Origin of the sequence: Peribacillus sp. NPDC097675 (assembly GCF_050277655.1) — a bacterium.
GTDB lineage: Bacteria > Bacillota > Bacilli > Bacillales > DSM-1321 > Peribacillus.
Map to the genome: position 1 here is coordinate 20,643 of NZ_JBNNSK010000014.1, position 18,799 is coordinate 39,441.

Consider the following 18,799-nt stretch of genomic DNA (forward strand, 5'->3'; position numbering starts at 1 on the left):
CCTCATTTATTTGAGACCTCAAAAAAGAGTTTTTTTACTTCAACTAACATCGATAAGGTACACTTAAAAGTAATGATATTTATGCACCATAGAGAAAAACAACTAGAATACGAAGAATGATAAGGATGTTGCTATATGAAAATTTCAATTAAAGATTACATGAGCATAATGATTCACCAAACCGATTTAACATTAACACGTTATATCAAAGCTAAGTTAGCACCCTTAAATATTGCGCCTGAACAGAACTTAATTTTGTTACTTCTTTGGGGAAAAGATGGCCGGAGTCAAAATGAAATTGCAAAGAGTCTGCTTAAAGATAAAACAAATATCACCCGTATGTTAGATAATCTAGAAAAAAAAGAATTGATTACCAGACGTGTTAATGAAAGTGATAGTCGATCTTATAACGTGTACCTCACTGAAAAAGGCATAAAATTAGGTGAAGAAGTGTATCCTATTACGGAAGAATTCAATCGTATTGTGTGTTCTGGAATTACTAGTGAAGAATTACAAATAGCGAATAAAGTTCTTTTGAAAATCCAAAAAAATATAGAGTCGAATACCAAGTAAAATGTACCAAGTAAAATGGGTTGCAAAGAACAACGAACTCCTTTATTATATAAATCATCAACATTTAGTTGCTATAGCAACTAAATGTTGAATTTATGGAGGTGTTTATATTGGAAGGACTCGGTCTTTTAATTATACGAGTAATTGTTGGTCTATATTTTGCTGCACACGGAACACAAAAAGCATTTGGATGGTTTGGTGGTGGCGGACCTGCAGGAACAGGCGCATTTTTCGAACAAATTGGTATAAAACCAGGCAAACCGATGGCTGTATTAGCTGGGTTAGGTGAATTGCTTGGAGGAGTACTTTTCTTATTGGGACTCCTTACCCCTTTAGCTGCCCTATTTATCATTATTCCGATGATTATAGCTATTAAAACCGTTCATGGAAAAAATGGTTTGTTTTCTGATAAAGGCGGAATTGAATATAACTTGGTATTGATTGCTGTTGCATTAGGAATAGCTTTGTCAGGTGCAGGATCTATATCACTAGATGCTCTCTATGATATCAAGTTTTGGTAATTGTACCCAGGTACCTTGGTAACATGCTTCAACTTACCGGTTTATGAATTCTTAAATTTTGAAGCCATTTATATCGTTGCCATACACTTTAGAGAGGCTTGCCATACATTTGCCATACGATCCTAATAGCGTATGGCAAATGTATGGTACCAGTAAAATGGCTTTAAAGCACATGGAAAAAAAGAATGTACTGGAGAATAACCCTCCGTTGCTTTAAGGTAAAATAGAGTTTTACCTATTCTAATTAACGGAAAGTATTGCATAAGAAAACCAGAAATCAAGGTATACGTGTTTTAATTTCCATACCTAATCGAAGAAAAGACCGTTCATACACGTGAACGGTCTTTTCTTGTTTTTATTTTTTTGCCCATTTCTTTGGGACTAAATAAGCCAATGATGCAGCCAGTGTCGCAATCAATAAAGTGGGGATTTGTGAAGGGGCACCAAACGTTACTTCTTGTGAAAGAGAGTGGCTCATGTCTCGTGCATTGATTGATTCAGGAGTATATGTAGCGGTAAGTAGTATTCCAGCTAAAATTTGCAATAAGTTAAATAGCAATAAGAAACTCAAAATGAATAGCAAATATTTTTTCATGGTTCACCTCCTCTTGTATATACGACCTGTATTCTAAAAAGTTCCAAAAAATGCTTTTATTCGGTGCATCAACCTTCTTATAAAAAAGTAAATATATGGTTGATTAATGGATTTTTTTAACATATAGTGTGTATATAGATATTAACACCATAACAATTTGAAAGGGGATTAGAACATGAATACATGGAAAGATGCTTTTTGGATTGCCAAAATCGAATGGAGGAAATCTTGGTTTAAGATATTATGCTTATTCTTATTTCTGAGTTTCCTGGCTGTTTTGCGGCCAACGATTTGGGAGGGGAAAGAACAGGTTCCACCTCTTTTTACTGACGTTTTTTTTCTTCTCATTTTTGGTTGTGTGGCCTTTATAGTAAGGGCGAAAGATTTGCAGGTTCAAAGGGTGGATGAAGAAATATGGGTTTCCCCATTTTTCATGATGTTAAATATGCTGCCTATCAAAAAAGACGTATTGGTTAAAAGTCGGTTTATCCACATGTTGTTTCCAAGTCTGCCCTTTCAAATCTTATTCTTGGTATTGTTTTCGCCTAGATATCTAGAATCAATGGCTGTTATGGAATATGTTGTTTTTTCGATTATCTGGCTTGCGTTTGGAATTTCCTCTTCTTTTATCTTTGCAGCAAGCGATGCAGGAGACCGATATACTCAAATCAAGCTATCCATATATAGTGTAGCCTTCTATGGTGGAGTAACGATCGGGCTCGTATGGTTAACCAAGAAAACAGGTATGGGGATTGTTGGTTGGACGACGATAGCCGCAAAGAATTTCCCAATCTGGTCGATACTCATTTCGGCAGCAGTAACGGTTGGACACTATTATTTCTCGAAGTATTATATGAAAAAGAAAATGATTCAAATAGATTATTTAAAATGATGATAGCCAGGGAGGAGAAATAGAGTGGAGCTGCCAGTTCGCTTATCAAAAGAATCACGAGTGCCTATTTATCATCAAATCACGGCTCAAATCCAAGCGATGATAGCAAGCGGACAGCTGACTGCGGGTTCACCCTTACCGTCAATCAGGATGCTTTCGAAAGACCTGGAAATCAGTGCGATCACTACCCGCAGAGCTTATCAGGATTTAGAAATGGAAGGGTTCATCAGGACGATTCAAGGAAAAGGTACATTTGTTGCAGATGTAGAGGAAAGCCTCATTCACGACGTGAAAATGAAATCCGTCCAACAAGCGATGAAAAACAGCATTGAAGCTGCACTCCAACAAAACTATTCATTCAAGGAAATCGAGGGAATTTTTATGGATTTAATGGAAGAGCTCAAAGCGGAAAAAGGGGAGGAAAAACCATGACTTGGTCGCTTGAAATGCAGTCTGTCAAAAAGAAAATCGAGGATTTTATGCTGGGACCGATTGACCTGAAGCTAGAGTCAGGAACCGTCACGGCTTTGATTGGGAATAATGGCGCCGGGAAAAGCACGCTGCTGAAGATGGTCATGCAAATGGCGCGACAAGACGCTGGTGATATTTTTATTTTTGGTTCAAATACGAATCAGGAAGATGAAGCCTGGAAGAAACAAATTGCATATCAGCCACAGACTTTGGTTGCCTGTGATTCTTTTACGGGGAAGGAATTATTGCAGCTATTTTCTAGATGGTATCCAACTTGGGATCAGGAATTATTTGAGGAAATGATCGGAACTTTTGAGATTTCCCTGAATAAGAAATATGGAAAAATGTCGCAGGGAAATCAACAAAAGCTACTTGCAGCCCTGACTTTAGCGAAAAATGCCAAGCTATTAATCTTGGATGAACCCACGGCTTCCATGGACATTCTCTCTAAACAGAGATATATGGACTTTTTGATCAAATGGATGGAAAGGGAAGGAAAAACAATCTTGATTTCGACCCACCAAATGGAAGATATCCGTAAACTTGCTGATTATCTGGTCTTTATAAATCATGGTAAGTTGATTGGCCATTTCGAAAAGGACCAGTTGGGGAAACAGTATAAACGGTTTTGGCTAACAGGGGACCTGCCGGCATTCCCTATACCCGGAGAAATGGAGAGGAAAGGGACACGATCGGTTATTTCACACTCACCACTTGAAACAGAGGCCTTTTTCCAAAGGGAAAACATCCAGTGGCATACCGATGAATTTGTGGAACTGGGAGAAGCAGTTTCCTATTTATTGAAATAATCTAAATTCTGAATTCTGTTTCTATAAGTCTATGAGTAGAAGTTCTGTCTATGGATGGAACTTCTATTTTTAATTTTAAGATAAATAGTCATTGAAAATCCCAAACCTTAAAAGGACAAGTTGCATATTATATAGCAAGTCCGCACCATAACACGATGTACCGTGGACATCAAATAGAATTAGGGGGCAGGGAATCTTGATTAACTGGAAAGTGCGCTTTAAAAATCCTACGTTTATTTTCACAGTCTTATTGCCGGGAATTTTAATGCTCACACAGATGGTTGCTGCGTTTATCAATAACTTCATCCATCCGATTGGCTTTAGTATCACCGACAATGCGCTGACCGGAGCAATGGGGATTATTAACTTCATTGCGCTTACCTTTTTTGGGATCGGTGGCGTGATCGATCATACCACTCAAGGTTTGAGCGATAGCGAACAAGCTAAGAATTACGAGGGGCCAAAATAATAGGATAGAGAAACCTACTGAAAATGTAATGAACCAGATGCCACTTTCTATTTATGGAATGGTGGCATCTGGTTTTTTCTTTTAATACTGGATCGTATCCTCCATACTTCGATTCAATGGCTTCTTGGATCCTTTAGAGAAGGTCGTGAAGAACCAAAGTGTATTGACGAGCACATTCATCCCACTAACGATGATGACACCGATGAGTGATAGAGTGAACCCATCCATTGCACCAATAACTAATACGATGCCAATCATGGGTAACAAAACCACTAAGCCTAACGAGCAGAATATGGCCATGAGATACTTCATCCACTTCAAGCCAAACCCATACAGAAGCACTGGGACGATATATAGCGCGAACACCAAAGCAATGGAAAGCCACATGCCAATAGAGTTGAATTGATTGGCGTTTACACTCGTTTCCGATAATGGTGACAGGGAACACATCACGATTACCATACAGAAAAGCAAAGCGGAAAATAAGGTCATTCCTATTATCTTATTTTTATTCTTCATAAAAACTCCCTCCATCGTTACATCATCCACTTTACCATTATACATAAATTACCATTTTAATAACATGCTTTTTCTTTGAACAATCGCAGGATATAGCTTTTTGAAAAAAAGGGGAAAGAAGGAATGAAAGCGAATGTACTTCATATATTTAAAATTGTGTTTCATTTACAGATTGGAGGAGAAAAAAGATGAGTCTTAGATTACCTGTTTCAAAATGGCTTGTTGCTGTACTTGCACTTGCAGCATTGCTGGTCGCGTTTGTTTTTAGTCCGGCAAATGCGTCGGCGTCGATTAATTACGGAGATGAAGTGGCTGCCGTGGCTGAGAAACAAGTGGGAAGCCCTTATAAATATGGCGGAACGACACCAAAAGGATTCGATGCAAGTGGACTCACTCAATATGTATATAAACAGGCGGCAACAGAGATGAAAATACCTAGAACAAGTGCGGAGCAGTATAAAAAGGGGAAAGCCGTAAAGCAAAAGAACTTAAAAACGGGTGATTTAGTGTTTTATGCTACCGGTAGCAAGAAAGGCAAGGTCTCCTTTGTCGGCATTTATAATGGGAACGGGACATTTGTCGGAACCACGACAAAAGGAGTGAAGGTCGTCAAAATGAGCGACAAGTACTGGAAAGATCGTTATGTCGGGGCTAAAAGGCTCATCAAGTAAAGTCAGAAAAACTACCATAAGCATAGGGGGCGCTTCAATGCTCCCTATGCTTACTTTTTATTTATCTTTTGGGACGATGATCTCTTTCAAAACCGCATGGCCATTTTTCACTTTCACTACGGCCCAAGCTGGTTTTGCGCTTGCGGATGTTTCCAGATCCATTGCCTTTTCTTTTGGGGCGTAGAAATTATCCAAGCCATATTTAATTTGAATGGATGAAGCACTTTCTAACTCATAGGGAATTTGTACTTTCCCTTTTAGATACAAGCCTTTTTCCGGTTTTTCCTTCGATACATAATCGACGGTATACTGACCGTCCTCACCCTGTTGTAAAGCTACATATACGTTTTTATAATCTCCGACATACTTGCTTTTGAAGTCTGTCATCATCGTTTCATCTAGTTGGTCGGGAGAAACGGACTCGATCTCATAACCTAATGCTACATAGCTCCCCCTGAACAAATCCGTCGGGTCGATTGGAGCGGTCTTGATTTTGATCTCCTCACCAAACATAGTCGTCCAGAAAGGAGGGAACGCCAAGGCTACAAGAAGTAAAACGGGTATGGCAAATACGATGAGCGGGCGAAAAATAGTATTAGGGTTCAATGGATTCTCCTCCTTTTTTGCGTTGTTTTTCAAAGAAGAAACCAAAAACAAGGAGCAAGAGACCACCGATGATGAATAGTAGTGATTTTGGCAGGAATTCAAAGGAATCGGTATAGTATCTGAATATCAGCGCGCATATGATGACGATACTGGTCAAGCTTCCCTTTTGTATCAGGTAAAGCAGAAAAACAAAATAAGCTAAAGGAAACCATATGGAAAACTCGTAAGTTAAAAAAATAGCTGTAATTCCGTGTAGGATATGTCCTTGGATGGCAGTGATTTTCTGCAATTTAAGCGGAACACGAATGTAAGTGAGCGCGATTCCCAAGATGAAAAGAATCGAGAGAACGGTTGTCCTGCTGTTATCCTCCACAAGCTTAGGCACAATTTCCATGAGGAAAAGGATGATGGTATTGATCGCTAAGACGTTCATGATAAAGGATAGAAATCTAGGATAATCGAATTGCTTCACTAGATAATATAAAACGGGTAAAAAGATTAAGATGGCCAGTGGATAAGACGTTTCATCCAGGAAGATGCTGCCATTTAGGTAAATCAAAAGTAAGAATGAAGTGAATAGAATGATTGTTCTATCCTTTAAGAAATAACCGATGCAGACGGTTCCAATCGCCCATAATAAAAAGGAACTATTAAAGTTAATGCTGATATTATACATTTGCTCAATTAAAAATATACCTGCTCCGAATATGAGAATCCCAGCATAATGCATACTTCTGGAGGTCTTCGGAAAGCGGGTCTCAAATTTCACCCCTGCAAAGTTCACGCCAATCAAACAAACGATGATCAATAGGAACTTGAGGCCTTTACTTATATACATCCAGTTGCTCGCTACGAATGTCAAGATTCCTAGACCTAAAAGAAGAGCACCAATCGCTAATAAAATCGTGATGAAACTTAAACCGTCCTTTACATCATAGGAGGCTAGCATTCTTCCCTTTTCTTCCTCGGAAATGGTTCCGGCCCTTTGAAGATAGGTAAGTTCATGTTCAAGAAATTCATATTGCTTTTTTGTGATTACTTTTTTAATCAAGTCTATTCCTCCTTCCACATTTATCTATTATACCGTTGGAGTTGGCGGAGATGATTGTGAGGGAAGGAAAAAAATACAAAAAAATTCTCACAGTACCTTGCATTAAATAGTAGCGTATGGTAAATTATTGAATAAGATGTATTGTTCGCTGTTAAGTACTGTTTAATAAATAGTACTAGGGCGAATGATTGCTGGAAGGAGTGATGGTACATTGAATGTACAATTTAAGAAGGGCGTATTGGAGCTTTGTGTGCTCGTGTTGCTCGATAAGCAAGATCGATATGGCTATGAGTTGGTCCAGAAGATTTCGGATCAAATCGAAATATCGGAAGGGTCCGTTTATCCACTATTACGAAGATTGACGAAGGAAGAGTATTTTACGACATATTTGCAAGAATCAACAGAAGGTCCACCGCGTAAATATTATAAGCTGACCGACAAAGGCCGGGAATACCTTCACGAATTGCTGACAGAGTGGAATGAATTTTCTAATGGAGTCAATCAATTAATCGAGGAAGGTGTAGGTCAATGAATAAAGAACAATTTCTAAAGCAGTTGGAAGCTTCTTTAAAAAGGCTTTCATTAGAGGAACGACAGGATATCCTCCAGGATTATGAAGAGTATTTTGCCATTGGAATAGACAAAGGAAAATCGGAGCAAGAGATATCAGCATCCCTTGGAAATCCAAGACAAATTGCCAAGGAGCTACTGGCATCCTATCACCTTCAGCAGGTCGAACAAACGACATCTGCCGGAAACATCATTCGGGCAGTCTGGGCGGTGATCGGGCTGGGATTCTTTAATCTCGTGATTGTCCTTGGTCCTCTCATTGCATTGCTGGGACTTGTATTCTCCGGGTGGGTGATGTCTGTTGCTTTCACTCTTGCACCATTCGGTATCCTTATTAACCTATTTATAGGGGAATTTAGACTATTTGATTTGTTCGCTTCAATTGGACTTTGCGGAATTGGTATATTCATTGCGATGGGGATGAATGTCGCGACAAAGGCTTTGTTTAAAGGGTTTATTCGTTACATGAAATTTAATATTTCTCTTGTGAAGGGTGGTTTAAAGCATGGGTAAAAAATTATCTATACTTGCATTGCTTCTATTAATAGTTGGTGGCATTGGCAGTTTCTTTACTTTTTCTCAAACCAATCAGGAAGAAATTAAAACAGAGAAAACAGTGAATACAGAAAATGTGAAGGATGTCGAGATACGCTCGGACAATGCAACGGTAGAAGTTCTTCCGACATCAGATAAAGAGACAAAAGTTGAGCTTGTCACAAAAGGAATGGATGTTTCTAAGTTGGATTTTACTGCCGACGTGGAAGGAAAGAAGCTTACCATTACACTAAAGGAACCCCATACGTTCACTATCGGCTTTAATTTTCAATCCGCTCATCTATACGTATATATCCCGCAAAAATCATATGATTCCTTTGTCGTCGATAATGATAATGGAAAACTGAAAATGTCTGAATTGAACATAAAGGATCTGCAATTGAAGACGGATAATGGACGTATGGAGTTAAATAAGATTGTAGCAGAAAACGTTGACGCAAAAAGTGAAAATGGCAGGTTGGATTTTAATGATGTGGAAGGGAACCTCAAGGGCTCTTCGAATAATGGGAAAATATCGCTTGTTACAAAGGACTTAGATCGGAACATTCAATTAGAAAGTGATAATGGAAAGATTACGATTAAAACCGAAAAGGAACCGACCAATACGACCTTTAAAGTATCCGTAGATAATGGGGATATCAATATCCTCGATAAATATGAGGGGAATACCGTCATCGGCAAGGGAGAGAACCTGATTGATTTGGAAACGGATAACGGGAAAATCGAAGTGACTAAATAAACGAAATGATGAAAAAATACGTGGTAAAACAAGCGTCCTCCATTTGGCAGCATTCCTGCTAGGCGGGGGGCGCTTGTTTTTGTAAATCATCCAACTGAAAAGGGTATTGTATCCTTGGGGATGGATATACCTGTTCATGAGAGAAGCTTGGCCTTTCAACCGATCAGTTGGATGTCTTTCGTGTCAGCAACATGATAAGGGTAGTTGCTAAAGAATTAGAAAATCGTGAACCATGGTAAGGTTTTTTTGATGTCTTGTTATTATTTTGATTCACTAGGCTACTCTACCTGTCATCTCCTTTCAATAATTAGCGAATCTTCTTCTTCCTACTAGTACCCAAAACAGAAAGGGATTTGTCCGATTTTAAGAATTAAAATAAAAATCGTTCACACCTCCTAGAATGGAAATATGCTGAAATGTCTAATTTATCTGATCATTGCTACTTGCTACCCATCTAAGGATTGAAAAAGGTGGAGAGTGATGAAATATCTTGAACCCGACGGTATCCTAAGTTGTTAATCATGCTGTGGAAGCTTGCAGCCTGCACTGGGGGAGGGTGTCCGGTTCATTCCCATATTCATAACGATTATCAAATCCTTTTTAAGAAAAATGATTGAGACCCTTTCTTTAGACCCTTGTATAACTTTTTTGGCAGATTCATTGGTATGACTGGTTTTCCCGTTAGGCGCCGGGAAAAAGTAGAGACGCCATTTTTTATTCACAGACAGGTAGGGGATATTTACAGCGGGTTATGGATTATCCACAGCTGGATATAGGTTGTTTACAGGTGGAAAAAGACAATTTGAGGAAGGCTTATTGCCTCAGTAAAAGCAGTGGCACTTGCGGGAGAGAAAGCGGGAGTTGACTGCATGACAAAAAACACTCGCCCAAAAGCCAGTGTTCGCCAATCTATGTTTTTGGTTTTTATTTTTTTATGCGGTCTTTTTGGATCGCGAAATAAGAGTGCATGGCTTCTTTTTTCTGACGTAACACGTTCAGGACATGCTCACCATGATGGACATGTTGATACACAGCCATATGTTGCTCTAGTTGGTCATATGTATGTTTTTTCAGATAGTTGAGATATTCGGAGATGGTTTGACCGTTTGTTAAAACTCTCTTTTGGGCCATTTCCATTTCATTCGTTCCGGTTACGGATTTCACCCGGGAAATCACCCAGTCTTCACACCATTTATTCAGCGTTTTATAGATGTCCAATGCGAGGGCATACTTGGCTCGGATGGGCTCAATCTGCTCATGTACCTCACTGTAATCCACTTTTCGCTCCAGAGTTTTCTCGGATATTTCACGATGGAAATGCTCCCGCTCTATCAGGTCTTTTATGCAGGCGGCTTGGTGGGCATATGTCGCCATTTGTTTCAGTGCCTCATTATAAACGATCGTACTGAAATAAGCGGATGCCTCTTTCGGCTCAGCTAATAAATGTTTATTGCTGTTCAAAGCACTGCCCAATTTTTGTAGGGAAGAGTGATACACGAAGCGAGCCAGTTTCAAGAGCTCTTCTTTGATGGGCGCCTCTGCTATCTGAATGAACGAGCGGAAAATGTACTTTCCGACCCGTTCGAGTTCGACACATACTTTATCTTCTATATGTTCAAGGTACCCCGCTTCATAGATGGTTTTTCTCAACATCAATCTTTCTGTACGATTTTCAAGGTACTCCTTTAGCGTTCCTGTCCTGAAGGAAGCTATAAGAATTTCCTTGCGGGTGAAGGTGGAGGAGGCCACGGTAAAAGTCATGATGTCACCCAAGGCTTGGTTAATGATGTTCATCATGTCAAGAATCTGGTTTCTTTTCGCCAGGGAACTTCCTAACTGAATGATATCCTCATAATTAAGTGAGAGGTCTTCGGATTTATTCACGGACATCTTGAAAGCCGCCATGAGTACAAGTCTTTTGGCGGGTAGGGGTAGATTGCGGAAGGCATCACTATAGAAGAAACGGTATTTCTTGCAATATCGATCTTTGCTATTGGTGAAGCTGCCTGTAGGTCCCAAGTTAAATTGATACTTTCCCAGTTCCTGTTCAACTGGAATGAAGATTCGACGGCCGCCGCCCATCTGTGATGATGAAGATTTCTTGAAGATTTTTTTTAGGTATTTTTCAGTCGTTCCCATTCCTTTGGCCATTTGGTGAATCGGGCTCTGAATTACGCCATCCCAATCCATATGCAAAACGGAATATAAGCATGCGTCGAATTCAGTCGAGTTCACATGGCGTAATAAATAGCGATACGTTTCTTCATAGATCATCAGTCTTCGGCTCCTTTTTAGCTCATCAAAAGTTTATTTTGGGTTCACTGTCTATATAAACTTTCAAAAGGAAAAAGTAGCATGCCGGGGAAAAAAATTTAAGATAATCGAACAATATGAGAAAAGAGAAGGGGAAGGTTATTAAACTTGAACTGATTTTTTTATGTACTAAACACCTGTTAGTTGAAGTGCAGTTTTCACAAGCTAGTATTTATAGATAAAAAGAGGACCAGAAAATGGCCCTCTTTGAATTTCTTATAATTTTTCACTCATTTATATATATTTAATAACTGCCATTTCTTTACCGAACCTATCGCCATTATCAATAAATCCTAAATTGGAGTATAAGTTATGTGCTTGCAAATTTCCAGGATGATAACCTACAACTATTTTTTTCGCATTTGGTAATTTAGCCATCTCTGTAATCATTAATTTAGTTGCCTCTTTACCAATTCCCTTGCCTTGGAATTCCTTATCTACCATTATTCTATATACCCAATAACCATCAAGTTCCTCTGGAATAGAATTGTACATTAAAAAGCCAACTACTTTATCTTCAAAATATATTGCATAGGGTTTTAATGTATGTTCAAACTTTGACTGAGCTATTGATATTGCATTTGGCTCAATATATCCTTCTTGTTCTGTTGATACCTCTAATTCACAGCAGTCGTACCAGTTATCTGCATGTAATTCTACAATTTTCACATTCTCTGTATACATGATTTTCCCCTTTCAAAATTCGGGGAAACGCTAAAAAACTTTGTTAATTAGTCATAATCCCCTTAAAATTAAAAACGATAAAACTTCTTTTGTTTGTCATAATGAACCCCTCCCTTAATAATCACTGTCTGAAATATTATTAATATTCAGATTATTTAATTGTATCATGGTTTTCTTTTTATTTACATTTTTTGTTAAATCTCCTTTTTGAAAAATCTGCCTAAAGAACATTTTGATTCCTATGGCACTTCAAAATTCAATTCGTCGCTTATTTTTTCCTTTTTTAGTAAACTGGATATAACTATTTTGGATAGAAGGTGAAGGCACATGGGGGAACCATTAGCCGAAAAACGGGTAAAAGGTTCAGATAAAATATGGACGCGTGACTTTGTCATGATTTGTTTGGCGAATCTATGTATCTTCATGGGCTTCCAAATGACCATGCCAACGATTCCGCTGTTTGTCGAGCAGCTTGGAGGGGACGATCGCCTCGTGGGGGCAGTCCTTGGGATTTTCACGTTTTCTGCTTTGCTTGTAAGGCCTTATGCCGGAAAGATGTTGGAGACGAAAGGTAGAAGAATCGTTTTCCTTATCGGCTTGGCGATATTCGCTTTCTCTGTTGGTTCTTTCGGATTCATGGGGAGCATCGGTTTGCTCTTTTTGATGCGTATCGTTCAGGGAGTTGGCTGGGGATTGTCTTCAACGGCGTCAGGGACGATCGCTTCCGACATCATTCCAGCCAAACGGCGAGGCGAGGGGATGGGGTATTACGGATTATCTGGTAACCTAGCACTTGCACTTGGGCCCACCCTTGGATTGTTTCTTGTGACAGTTCTTCCATTTCAACAATTGTTCCTGATCTGCTCGTTGTTGGGGATATTAGCGATGGGTATGGCGTTGCTGATTCGCTATCAGAAAGTGGCAAAAGATCCGTTAGCAGTCGTGACAGCCAAGCGGTTTGATATTTATGAAAAAAGTGCGTTGCAGCCGTCACTACTGATTTTCTTTATTTCCGTGACATTCGGAGGAATAGCGACATTCCTTCCGCTTTATACGGCTGAAAAAGATGTCGGCGGCATTCAGTGGTACTTTTTACTGTATGCCTTGGCTCTCATGGTTACGAGGTTATTTTCGGGTCGCCTATACGATCGGAAAGGGCACCGTGCCATATTCATTCCCTCCACTTTGCTCATCATGACAGGAATGGTGCTGTTGGCGTGGATGCCCGGTGAAGCGGTTCTATATGTCGCCGCAGTGCTTTATGGGATGGGGTTTGGTTCTGTGCAGCCGGCCTTGCAGGCATGGTCGATTGAAAAAACGGCTCCCCATCGTAAGGCGATGGCGAATGCCACTTATTTTTCCTTTTTTGACCTTGGAGTCGGAATCGGGGCCATCGTGTTCGGACAGATCGGGTATCTATTAGGTTACCGAAGCATTTATGTGACGGCAGCATGTTCGGTATTGATTTCAATCATCGTCTATTTATGGATTGTGAGAAGTGAGAATAAACTAAGAGCCTGATAGATAAAGGGTGACTTGTATTTTCCCAGAAGGATGATTAGAAGTACGGCGGTGAAAAAGATGAACAAAGCGATAGGTGAGTTTTTGTCGAGTTTTACACTCATTATAAGCTGGATATTATTCGCGATAAGCGGTGTCTTTTTAGTGTTTTCCTTTTTAACTCCTTTTGCACTTCCCATTTTCATCGTGATAGCAGCAACGGGGTTGTTTTGTTTCTATATTTCTAGGAAATTAAACACATGGAGTGACCTTAAATAGTAAGGTACCGACCGGGAGGGCTGTCATATGGACAGCTCTTTTTTTCATAGTGGTTATTCTTTCATCACTAGGAGAAGGGATGATTCTTACTATTCATTTAGTTTAATATTCTATAATAAGGTAAATTTTGTTATTATCAAAAAGAGATAGTTACATAATATGGGAAAATCCATTGTAAGGAAAGGGGTTTCTGGATGGTCGATTCTTCAAATGAGGAAATGGGTGTAGAAAGAAGACGGCAGATTTTCCATGAAGAGCTTGAAGCTTTATGGGAAAAGCGGCTCATTCCTAAATCGGAATATCTTCGGATCAGCAGGACATATGACCGGCATGTTCAATTAGCCCTCTATCAGGAAAAACGTAGGAATCATGCAAGAAAGCAAGCTGAATTTGAAAGAGAATCGTCTTTGAAAAGTCAGGAGCTTGGGAATAAGGAAACATCCGTTCAACCTAGCGTCAAAGGGGACCGAAAGGAAGAGAAATCATTCCCACAAACACCTATCATAAAAGAGGATTTTACCGAACAACTGGGTATGAAAAACCTTTCGAACGCCGAGGAACCGGCTGTAGGAAACAAAGGTGAGAGCCCTATAAAGGAACCTGTTGCTCCAGGTAGATTAGAACTAGTTAGGGCAAGCACACCAATGACAAAGCCACAGGCGATTCCCAAGAAAAAGGTGGTTCGACCGGAAAAACCGAAAAAGACGCCGGAGCAACTACGGGAAAGGAATATTTCCGTCGTTCTCCTTACCGGGGTCATATTGTTCCTGTTTGGTGGGTTGATTCTGGCAACCAGTTCATGGGGGAACTTGAATGCGGTATGGAAGGTTATCTTCATCGGGATGGTGTCTGTCGTATTCACAGGCATGGCCTATATCGCGTCCAAGCTGAAAATTGAACAAACCTCTTTTGCTTTTCTGACATTGGCCAGTTTATTTATTCCGATTACGATGTTATCAGCTTCCTATTATCAGATCTTCGGAGAGTATTTGTCGCTGGATGGTGGGGGGAGAGGGCTGCTTGGATTCCTTGGCGGTGTCCTTTGCTTAGGAATCTATTATAGAATTGCAGCGTACTTTAAGTCGAAAATATTCATATTTATTTCCATATTTACGTTTGCAATCACCTGTTATTTCGGGTTTGCCTATTTGACGCCGACGATCGAGTGGATGTTATTGGCGGTCAGCGTATTTAATTTATTATTGGTATGGAACGTAGAGCAACTGAAGAATCGCGGATTCCTGAACCTGTTCAAGCCATATGTTTTTCGATTCGTTCAGTTTAAGATCATCGTGGAAAGTTTTGTCGTGTTCACGTTATTTTCAAGTAACTTGATCTATTCGATTACATTATTGGTCATCTCCATCTTGTTCTTGATACTGGCAGTGAAGTTCTATAAGAAATATCATGAGCTTGCGTTTCATTTCATCTTCACTTATGGATATATCCATTTTGTCTATAACTCCGTATTAAGTGATTTCACGGTCATTGCTTATGCGAGTATCCCGCTCATCTTCATGGCGCTTTCGGCTTATATGGACAAAAAGAAGGAGTTTGGGCTGGCCAAGAACTTTAAGGTAACAAGCTTGATCGAGTGTGGAATCGTTTTTCTGTATATAAATGCAATGGCGTTTCAGGAAAACTACGCCCAGATTTTTTTCGCTCTGATGATTCTGAGTGCCCAACTTGTTTACGTTGCCCTACAGACGAAAAACCAGAACTACACCTATCCGGCCTATGCGGTCTTTAATTTGGCGTGTTTTTATCTTTGTCTTGCCTTTTCACTTCCTTTTTCTACTGTTCTGAATGTGATGTTCATCCTTCAGGTCATCTTGTATCTTGGACTGTATGTATATAATCGACATGCAAGGTACAGTTTGTTTAAGCAGAGTGTCTTACTTATTTCTTCCTTTATTACGGCGGGAATATTGACAAGTAAATTTAGTGAGATGGCCTGGCTAGAAGTAGGCACCGGTCTTGTGGTTTTATCCGGTCTTTTCTTCCTTACTTATCTTAAAGACGATGCGCAGCCAATTAAGGAAGCCAGTGTCTATGGATTTCCGATTGCTCTCAAATTGGGGCTTGTTGCCTTTTACCCGTACTTAATGGAAAGAAGCCATTGGTTTCAGATTAATGTAACGATCAGCATGCATGTAATGGTGGTGGCCTTGGTCTCTATTGGAGTGGGATACGCACTGAAGAAGTCATTTGGGATGTTCTTTCCCTTCTTTTTCTATAGTGGGCAGATCCTGTCCTTCTTGTCTTTCGTTTTGGTGGGATATGGCATGACGAGTCCTTTGGAAGTCACCGGTTTAATGGTGGTTGCGACGGCTATAAATGGATGGTCGGTCTATTTACACCGTACATCTTTCTATTGGCTTCCGGTCATGTTAACGAGTGCTGGATTGTATGGGTCGCTGTATGAGGTATTCAATTTTAGCGAGACATCATACAAGATAGCGTTTGTGTTATTTGCACCATTCATCTTTTTCCTTATTGGAGAAGTGATCGGGAGGTATTCGCAAAATGGAAGGCGGTATTTCCTTTATTCCAGCCATCTGGTCAATACTATTGCCATACCGCTAGGATTTATCTTAATCATGAGTACTGATCGTTCACCGTTTCTGTATATTACACAATTACTCATCTACTTGAGTGTACTGCGTACTCATGTGAAATGGGAAAGGTTCGTCTTTACGTACCTTGGGTTTGCCGTTCTGTTCCTTCAAGTCCGGTTGTTCTTTACGAATGTCGAGCAAACAACATTCGTTTATTCGATTTGCTTGATGATCACGGCGGGTATCATTACGGTTTTATGGGTGGCCGCACAAAAACAATGGAAAGATATCATCGATTTTTACCTGATTCCATTTCTTCATATCACGGCTGCTGTTTCGATTTGGGAGACATCTGTTTATGGTTTTTCACTCGATTGGGAAATCATTTGGGTCGGATTGGTGACAGTACAGTTACTCTTTGCTTGGTATCTGCTCATGAACAGGAACTGGCAAAACTATGTGGCTGTGCCACTTGGTATGCTTTTCATCTGGTATGGGATGTATGCGGACACTTTATCGTTGATTTCAGGAATGATCGTCTTGTTTGCCTGCGTTGTTGTCATGGCGCTTTTGAGTAAACGCTATTTTACTAGCTTGGTCAAGCAAGCGGGAAAAGGGATGTTCATCGATTTTTACAGGATATTCGGATTGTTATTTTTACTTGATATGAACTGGAATGTCTTTTGGGGTGAATCAGAATTTGAGATTTTGAAAATTATCGTATCAATATTGCTTCCTGTTTACTTTTTCTTGATGAGAAATTTTACGATAGGCAGACAGGAAAGAGGGATCTATTCAGGCATAGCGGCGGTTATTGGTCTGTATCCGTATTTCACCATATGGGATTATGTCCACTCGCTGCCGCTCCTGAGGGGTTCAATTGTTCTTTTCTTCTGTATGGTGGTAGTGCTGTTACTGAGCAGGCACTATTTCAACGGGTTGTTTAAGAAGGACGAAACGGGGAAGGCCATCGATGCATTCCGGATTTATGGATTATTATTCTTATTGGCCATAAATGTGGAAGTGGGTACGAATGAACCATCTTATCCACTTATACAAGCCCTTGTGGCGCTAATGATTCCAGGGTATTTCGTTTTAGTTCGAAGCTTTACAAGTGACCGGAATGAAAGGAAGATCTATTCGGCTCTTGCAATGATCCTCAGTCTGTATCCGTTCCAGAGGATCGTGGATTATATTCATACGGTTTCGCTTTTGACGGGTGAATGGGTTCTTTTCGCATGTGTGCTAATGATGGTCCTGTTGAGCAAGTACCAGTATAAGGGATTGCTAATGAAGGACGAATCGGGAATCAAGGTGGATGTCTACCGAATTTATGGGTTGCTATTTTTGCTGGCCATGAATGTGGAAGCATTGACGAATGAAGCGACGTATTGGCTGCTTAAGGTTTTCGTGTCTTGCTTATTGATTGGCTATTTCCTCTTGATGAGAAGCTTTACGGTTTCTGCAAAAGAGAGGGAAATCTCCGCATTGCTGACGGGGATTCTCGGATTGTATCCGTACTTGATTATCACAGCCTATGCAAGCACGTTAGACCGTTTCATTGGCACCGTGGTCCTTTTCGGATGTACGGCCGCACTGGTAGGGGTAAGCAGAAAGTACTTCGGTGGAATCGTGGAAAAAGGCGGAATGCTCATACGAATAGACTTTTACCGGATGTACGGTTTCCTGTTCCTTTTAGCGATGAATTTAGATATTCATCAAAGTGAACAACAATCTATTATTCTAGAATGTTTCGGTTCTGTTTTAATTCCGGTTTATTTCATCCTGTTGCGGGGCATGACGGCTGGTTTGCAGGAAAGGAAATTATATGGGGCAGCTTCCATTGTGCTCATTCTATATCCCTATTGGGTCATCATCGATAAACTTTCGATTCCGGATGTCCTGGAGGTAGAGGCAGAGATATTGCCACTCTTTATCGTCAGTACCATTTTGTTACGGAAAATTTTTAATAAAGGGAAGCTAACACAGTATATCGAGATGGGTGTTGTTTTTGCCCTATTCATTGTCCTGATTGTTGACGCAATGGCAAGCAACACCCTAAATGACGCGCTCATCATCGGAACGATATCTTTAGCGGCCATACTGCTTGGATTCACGATGAAATACAAATCGTATTTCTTGGCAGGGACGGTAACCATATTGTTCAACATCTATATGAATACGAATTCGATGTGGGGACAAATGCCATGGTGGTTATACTTAATCATTGGCGGAGGGCTACTCATCACCATCGCCTCTTTCTTTGAATGGAAAAAACAAAAAGACAATCGAACATCGAAGGAAGTGCTCGAGAAGAATAAACAACGAATTAAAAATTGGTTCAACCGTTGGAACTAATAGGCCAAAGCCTATTAGTTTTTTTCATGACTGGTCCCAATAAAAAAAGCCCCGAAGGACTTTGAA

At 40.0% G+C, this 18,799-nt stretch carries 18 protein-coding genes; 12 read left to right on the plus strand and 6 right to left on the minus strand.

Annotated features, from left to right (window positions below; all coding sequences use genetic code 11):
* The first annotated feature begins 135 nt into the window (after positions 1–135).
* Together ACQKL5_RS18460 and ACQKL5_RS18465 are read left to right on the plus strand one after the other, a co-directional pair.
* Entirely contained in the window at positions 136–573 is a 438-nt protein-coding gene (locus ACQKL5_RS18460) for a MarR family winged helix-turn-helix transcriptional regulator (protein ID WP_427610339.1), read from the plus strand.
* A 95-nt stretch (positions 574–668) separates the two neighbouring features.
* Entirely contained in the window at positions 669–1,094 is a 426-nt protein-coding gene (locus ACQKL5_RS18465; RefSeq protein ID WP_427610340.1) for a DoxX family protein, read from the plus strand.
* Positions 1,095–1,449: 355 nt separating this feature from the next.
* Here ACQKL5_RS18465 and ACQKL5_RS18470 read toward each other — a convergent pair whose 3' ends face one another.
* Positions 1,450–1,689: a hypothetical protein gene (locus ACQKL5_RS18470; protein WP_427610341.1), complete on the minus strand. Its 240-nt coding sequence runs from the start codon at positions 1,687–1,689 to the stop codon at positions 1,450–1,452.
* Between the two features lie 175 nt (positions 1,690–1,864).
* Here ACQKL5_RS18470 and ACQKL5_RS18475 point away from each other — a divergent pair, with 175 nt between their 5' ends.
* The 4 genes from ACQKL5_RS18475 (at position 1,865) to ACQKL5_RS18490 (ending at position 4,330) form a co-directional block, all read left to right on the plus strand.
* A complete protein-coding gene (locus ACQKL5_RS18475; protein WP_427610342.1) occupies positions 1,865–2,581 on the plus strand; it encodes a hypothetical protein in 717 nt (238 codons plus the stop codon).
* A 24-nt stretch (positions 2,582–2,605) separates the two neighbouring features.
* Entirely contained in the window at positions 2,606–3,013 is a 408-nt protein-coding gene (locus tag ACQKL5_RS18480) for a GntR family transcriptional regulator (protein ID WP_427610343.1), read from the plus strand.
* Positions 3,010–3,861, plus strand: coding sequence for an ABC transporter ATP-binding protein (locus ACQKL5_RS18485; RefSeq protein ID WP_427610344.1), 852 nt, complete (start codon positions 3,010–3,012; stop codon positions 3,859–3,861). Before ACQKL5_RS18480 ends, ACQKL5_RS18485 begins: the two co-directional genes overlap by 4 nt.
* A 196-nt stretch (positions 3,862–4,057) precedes the next feature.
* Positions 4,058–4,330: a phage holin gene (locus ACQKL5_RS18490; protein ID WP_427610345.1), complete on the plus strand. Its 273-nt coding sequence runs from the start codon at positions 4,058–4,060 to the stop codon at positions 4,328–4,330.
* An 81-nt stretch (positions 4,331–4,411) separates the two neighbouring features.
* Here ACQKL5_RS18490 and ACQKL5_RS18495 read toward each other — a convergent pair whose 3' ends face one another.
* Positions 4,412–4,849: a DUF5391 family protein gene (locus ACQKL5_RS18495; protein ID WP_427610346.1), complete on the minus strand. Its 438-nt coding sequence runs from the start codon at positions 4,847–4,849 to the stop codon at positions 4,412–4,414.
* 188 nt (positions 4,850–5,037) lie between these two features.
* Here ACQKL5_RS18495 and ACQKL5_RS18500 point away from each other — a divergent pair, with 188 nt between their 5' ends.
* A complete protein-coding gene (locus ACQKL5_RS18500) occupies positions 5,038–5,520 on the plus strand; it encodes a C40 family peptidase (protein WP_427610347.1) in 483 nt (160 codons plus the stop codon).
* 57 nt (positions 5,521–5,577) lie between these two features.
* Here ACQKL5_RS18500 and ACQKL5_RS18505 read toward each other — a convergent pair whose 3' ends face one another.
* Both ACQKL5_RS18505 and ACQKL5_RS18510 read right to left on the minus strand, forming a co-directional pair.
* Positions 5,578–6,126 (minus strand): GDYXXLXY domain-containing protein, encoded by a 549-nt coding sequence (locus ACQKL5_RS18505; RefSeq protein WP_427610348.1) that lies wholly within the window; start codon positions 6,124–6,126, stop codon positions 5,578–5,580.
* On the minus strand, positions 6,116–7,177 hold the full coding sequence (locus ACQKL5_RS18510) for a DUF2157 domain-containing protein (RefSeq protein ID WP_427610349.1): 1,062 nt from the start codon (positions 7,175–7,177) through the stop codon (positions 6,116–6,118). The genes ACQKL5_RS18505 and ACQKL5_RS18510 overlap by 11 nt, the downstream gene beginning before the upstream one ends.
* Positions 7,178–7,388: 211 nt before the next feature.
* Between ACQKL5_RS18510 and ACQKL5_RS18515 the strand changes: the two genes are divergently transcribed.
* Genes ACQKL5_RS18515 through ACQKL5_RS18525 form a run of 3 tightly spaced genes read left to right on the plus strand, consistent with a single transcriptional unit; the run spans position 7,389 to position 9,041 of the window.
* A complete protein-coding gene (locus ACQKL5_RS18515; protein WP_427610350.1) occupies positions 7,389–7,709 on the plus strand; it encodes a PadR family transcriptional regulator in 321 nt (106 codons plus the stop codon).
* Complete coding sequence (locus ACQKL5_RS18520) at positions 7,706–8,260, plus strand: DUF1700 domain-containing protein (RefSeq protein ID WP_427610351.1); 555 nt, start codon at positions 7,706–7,708, stop codon at positions 8,258–8,260. The genes ACQKL5_RS18515 and ACQKL5_RS18520 overlap by 4 nt, the downstream gene beginning before the upstream one ends.
* Positions 8,253–9,041, plus strand: a complete 789-nt coding sequence (locus tag ACQKL5_RS18525; RefSeq protein WP_427610352.1) for a DUF4097 family beta strand repeat-containing protein — start codon at positions 8,253–8,255, stop codon at positions 9,039–9,041. Before ACQKL5_RS18520 ends, ACQKL5_RS18525 begins: the two co-directional genes overlap by 8 nt.
* A 924-nt stretch (positions 9,042–9,965) precedes the next feature.
* Here ACQKL5_RS18525 and ACQKL5_RS18530 read toward each other — a convergent pair.
* Positions 9,966–11,315, minus strand: coding sequence for a hypothetical protein (locus tag ACQKL5_RS18530; RefSeq protein WP_427610353.1), 1,350 nt, complete (start codon positions 11,313–11,315; stop codon positions 9,966–9,968).
* 273 nt (positions 11,316–11,588) lie between these two features.
* Entirely contained in the window at positions 11,589–12,038 is a 450-nt protein-coding gene (locus tag ACQKL5_RS18535; RefSeq protein WP_427610354.1) for a GNAT family N-acetyltransferase, read from the minus strand.
* A 327-nt stretch (positions 12,039–12,365) separates the two neighbouring features.
* Between ACQKL5_RS18535 and ACQKL5_RS18540 the strand changes: the two genes are divergently transcribed.
* Positions 12,366–13,559, plus strand: a complete 1,194-nt coding sequence (locus ACQKL5_RS18540; RefSeq protein WP_427610355.1) for an MFS transporter — start codon at positions 12,366–12,368, stop codon at positions 13,557–13,559.
* 452 nt (positions 13,560–14,011) lie between these two features.
* Positions 14,012–18,733 (plus strand): hypothetical protein, encoded by a 4,722-nt coding sequence (locus ACQKL5_RS18545; protein ID WP_427610356.1) that lies wholly within the window; start codon positions 14,012–14,014, stop codon positions 18,731–18,733.
* Positions 18,734–18,799: the final 66 nt, after the last annotated feature.

Excerpts from the sequence above, each read along its gene's own strand:
- ACQKL5_RS18460 (WP_427610339.1), top strand. The coding sequence starts at position 136 with ATGAAAATTTCAATTAAAGATTACATGAGCATAATGATTCACCAAACC.
- ACQKL5_RS18465 (WP_427610340.1), top strand. The coding sequence starts at position 669 with ATGGAGGTGTTTATATTGGAAGGACTCGGTCTTTTAATTATACGAGTA.
- ACQKL5_RS18470 (WP_427610341.1), bottom strand. The coding sequence starts at position 1,689 with ATGAAAAAATATTTGCTATTCATTTTGAGTTTCTTATTGCTATTTAAC.
- ACQKL5_RS18475 (WP_427610342.1), top strand. The coding sequence starts at position 1,865 with ATGAATACATGGAAAGATGCTTTTTGGATTGCCAAAATCGAATGGAGG.
- ACQKL5_RS18485 (WP_427610344.1), top strand. The coding sequence starts at position 3,010 with ATGACTTGGTCGCTTGAAATGCAGTCTGTCAAAAAGAAAATCGAGGAT.
- ACQKL5_RS18495 (WP_427610346.1), bottom strand. The coding sequence starts at position 4,849 with ATGAAGAATAAAAATAAGATAATAGGAATGACCTTATTTTCCGCTTTG.
- ACQKL5_RS18500 (WP_427610347.1), top strand. The coding sequence starts at position 5,038 with ATGAGTCTTAGATTACCTGTTTCAAAATGGCTTGTTGCTGTACTTGCA.
- ACQKL5_RS18520 (WP_427610351.1), top strand. The coding sequence starts at position 7,706 with ATGAATAAAGAACAATTTCTAAAGCAGTTGGAAGCTTCTTTAAAAAGG.
- ACQKL5_RS18525 (WP_427610352.1), top strand. The coding sequence starts at position 8,253 with ATGGGTAAAAAATTATCTATACTTGCATTGCTTCTATTAATAGTTGGT.
- ACQKL5_RS18530 (WP_427610353.1), bottom strand. The coding sequence starts at position 11,315 with ATGATCTATGAAGAAACGTATCGCTATTTATTACGCCATGTGAACTCG.
- ACQKL5_RS18535 (WP_427610354.1), bottom strand. The coding sequence starts at position 12,038 with ATGTATACAGAGAATGTGAAAATTGTAGAATTACATGCAGATAACTGG.
- ACQKL5_RS18540 (WP_427610355.1), top strand. The coding sequence starts at position 12,366 with ATGGGGGAACCATTAGCCGAAAAACGGGTAAAAGGTTCAGATAAAATA.
- ACQKL5_RS18545 (WP_427610356.1), top strand. The coding sequence starts at position 14,012 with ATGGTCGATTCTTCAAATGAGGAAATGGGTGTAGAAAGAAGACGGCAG.